The following is a 2927-nucleotide window of genomic DNA, read 5'->3' on the forward strand; positions in this document are numbered from 1 at the left end:
GCGCGGCCGGGCGCGGCGCCGCCCCCCGCCGCCGCGCCCCCCCCCCCCCCCCCCGCACACCGCACCCGCCGGGGCTGCGGCTTGACGACACCCCGGTGGTCGGGTCGCCGAACGACTCGTCAGCCGGTGTAGAGCGTCAGCCCGTACGTCGAGATCGGTTCGGCGATCGGCTGGTAGTACATCGTCCCGCCCGTGGTGCAGTTGCCCGACCCGCCCGAGACCACGCCCAGCGCCCGGACGGTGGTCCCCGAACCCGGGTCCGTGACCACCGGCGCGCCGGAAGCGCCCGGCTCGACGCACACGTTCACCCGGACGAGTTGGCTGACACAGCCCTGCGCGTAGCACACGGTCTGGTTGAGACCGGCGACGCCGCCGCACCGCCAGCCCCCGACCGGGCTCGAGTAGCACACCGACGAGCCGACCGCCGGGGTGCCGAAGCCGACGATCGTGACGTCGGGTCCGGCGTCGTGGCGGTCCACCAGCGGGGTGGACGCGGCGGCGGAGGACGTCACCCGGATCAGGCCGTAGTCGTTGCCCGGGAACGACGAGCCGGCCGACGTGCCGACGGGGCCGCCGACGCCGGACCACGAGCTGCCCGCGCCGACGCAGTGCCCGGCGGACAGGACGTACCGCGCGGTGCCGACGCGGGCGTTGAACCCCAGCGTGCACCGGGTGGCGCCGCTGTAGAGCGCCTGGCCGGAGACGAGGTCCCACACCGGGCGGGGCGCTTCGGCGACGTGGTCGACCGAGACCGGCCCGGCGCCGACCCGGTCCGCCCACCGCGCGACCCCGTCGGCGGCTCCGTGCACCGTCACGACCAGCGCGTTCGTCGCCGGGTCGAGGTACCAGCCGGTGACCGCGGCGGGCCGGGTCGCGGCGGCGCGGTCCAGCCGCTCGCGGGCGAGGTCCGGGGCGACGCGGTCCGGCGTCGCCGACACCGGACCGGCCGCGGTGAGCGCGAGACCGGCCGCGAGCACGGCCGCCCCCGCCCGGCGCACGACGTCAGCGAAGGTCATGGTCTTCTCCCTCCAGAACCGCGACGGTAGACGTCACCGGCGTGGCGGGATAGCGGCCGTTCGTGGCCGGCGGTCACGCAGTGACACCCGAGCGTCACCTCGTGGAGCGGGGACGGCACCTACCCTGGTCGGGTGGCGATCGCGATCCTGTGCGCGGTGACGGGCGCGGTGCTGAGCGCGCTCGGCGCCGCGTTGCAGCACGCCGGGGTGCGGGACGTCGGCGACCTCACCGTGCGCCGGTTCACCCGGTTGGCGTCCAACCGGAGGTGGCTGCTCGGGTTCTCGGTGCTGTTCGTCGCGGCGGTCCTGCAGGTCCTCGCGCTGGCCCTGGCGCCGGTCACGGTCGTCGCACCGCTGGCTGTCCTGTCGTTGCCGGTGGTCGCGGCCCTCGGCGTCCGGCGCGTGACGCCGGGGTTCGGGGTGGCCGTGGTGGCGGCGACGGGCGGGGTGGCGACGTTCGTCGCGGTCGCGGCCCGGTCGGCGGTGACCACGGACGTGGAGCCGGCGGCGGCGTTGCGGGCGATCCAGGTGGTCGCCGCCGTGGTGTGCGGGTTCGTGCTGGTCGGGGCGTTCCGGAGCGGGACGTCGCGGGCGCTCGCGCTGGCGGCCGGCGCCGGGGCGGCGTACGGGTTGGTGGCGGTGCTGGTGCGGGACGTGACGACGTCGCTGCCGGAGGTGCCGTGGGTGTCGTTCGCCGGGCTGGCGGTGGCGTTCGTGGTCGGCGCGTCGCTCATCCAGCTGGGGTACGCGAGCGGGCCGGCGGACCTGGTGGTGGCGGGCCAGACCGTGCTGAACCCGATCGTCGCGGCGTGGATCGGGATGGTGCTGCTGGACGAGACGCCGGGCGCGGCCGGCGGCACGCTGGTCGTGCTGGTCTCGAGCGCCGTCGTGTCGCTGACCGGGATCGCCGCGATCGCCCGCTTCCACCGCCGCCGGCTGGCGGCTCAGGCCACCGACCCGGCGACGACCGCGAGTTGACCGCGAGCGGACCCGCCGGCGGCTCGGACGCCTCGGCCGAACCGACCGCTGGTTCGAGCCGCCGGGCCAACGACGACATCAGGGTGAACGCGTCGGCCCGTCGTCCGGCCCGACCGCTGGTCGGCACCGCCGCGCGAACGACGACAACGGGTCGGCCACCGACCGCTCGACCGCCCGGGTTCCCTCCCGGCGGCGAAGGCGCGCCGACCGGGCGGGTGCTCAGTTCGGGTCCATGCCGCCCGCGCCGGCCTCGCCCTCGGGCGTCGACTCGTCCGGCGCGGTGTTGGCCGAGCCCCGCTGCTCGTCGGCGAACGTCGGCCGGGAGTGCTCGGCGGCGAAGTCCGGCTCGTCCTCCATCGAGGACGCGGTGACGGGGTCGGGTTCGGGTGTGGTCACCGCAGTGGTGTATCCCTTCGCTGACGGCCCGAAACCAGCAGGGGAGCTCGTGCGCATCGGTGTGTTCTACGACGGGACGTGGTTCGCCTACCTGAGCGATTTCCACGCCACCGCCCACCCGCGGGCGGCTCGCGTCGCGTTGGACGGCTTCCACGACGCGGTGCGCTGGTACGTCCACACCGTGACCGGGCGGCCCCTCGACGAGTGCGTGCTGCACGAGGCGCACTACGTGCGCGGCCGCATCGACACGCCGGCCGCGTCGTTCGACGCCGCGCTGGCCGCCGCCGGCATCACCCGGCACGACCTCCCGCTGCACGGCGGCAAGGAGAAGGGCGTCGACGTCCACTTCGCGCTCGAAGCGTGGGAGCGCGCCACCACCGCGCCCCTGGACTGGGTGGTGCTGGTCACCGGCGACGCCGACTTCACCCCGCTGGCCGCGCGGCTCGCCGCGCGCGGGGTGGGCGTGATCGTGCCGGTGGTCGACGTCCGGCTCCCGTCCGGCACGCCGCCGCCCGCCTGGACGCCGCGCACCGCCGC

General features: G+C 76.2%; 4 protein-coding genes. 2 read left to right on the forward strand and 2 right to left on the reverse strand.

The window, feature by feature from the left end:
* Window positions 1-119 precede the first annotated feature (119 nt).
* Entirely contained in the window at window positions 120-1016 is an 897-nt protein-coding gene (locus ACFXGA_RS38715) for a S1 family peptidase (RefSeq protein WP_378097705.1), read from the reverse strand.
* Between the two features lie 132 nt (window positions 1017-1148).
* Here ACFXGA_RS38715 and ACFXGA_RS38720 point away from each other — a divergent pair, with 132 nt between their 5' ends.
* On the forward strand, window positions 1149-1994 hold the full coding sequence (locus ACFXGA_RS38720; RefSeq protein ID WP_378097707.1) for a hypothetical protein: 846 nt from the start codon (window positions 1149-1151) through the stop codon (window positions 1992-1994).
* 219 nt (window positions 1995-2213) lie between these two features.
* Here the strand turns inward: ACFXGA_RS38720 and ACFXGA_RS38725 are convergent, their stop codons facing one another.
* Complete coding sequence (locus tag ACFXGA_RS38725) at window positions 2214-2390, reverse strand: hypothetical protein (RefSeq protein ID WP_378097710.1); 177 nt, start codon at window positions 2388-2390, stop codon at window positions 2214-2216.
* A gap of 49 nt (window positions 2391-2439) precedes the next feature.
* Between ACFXGA_RS38725 and ACFXGA_RS38730 the strand changes: the two genes are divergently transcribed.
* The coding region (locus ACFXGA_RS38730; RefSeq protein ID WP_378097712.1) for an NYN domain-containing protein at window positions 2440-2927 on the forward strand (488 nt) is incomplete at its 3' end.

The organism is Actinosynnema sp. NPDC059335 (assembly GCF_042752395.1).
Lineage (GTDB): Bacteria > Actinomycetota > Actinomycetes > Mycobacteriales > Pseudonocardiaceae > Actinosynnema.

Excerpts from the sequence above, each read along its gene's own strand:
- ACFXGA_RS38715 (WP_378097705.1), bottom strand. The coding sequence starts at position 1,016 with ATGACCTTCGCTGACGTCGTGCGCCGGGCGGGGGCGGCCGTGCTCGCG.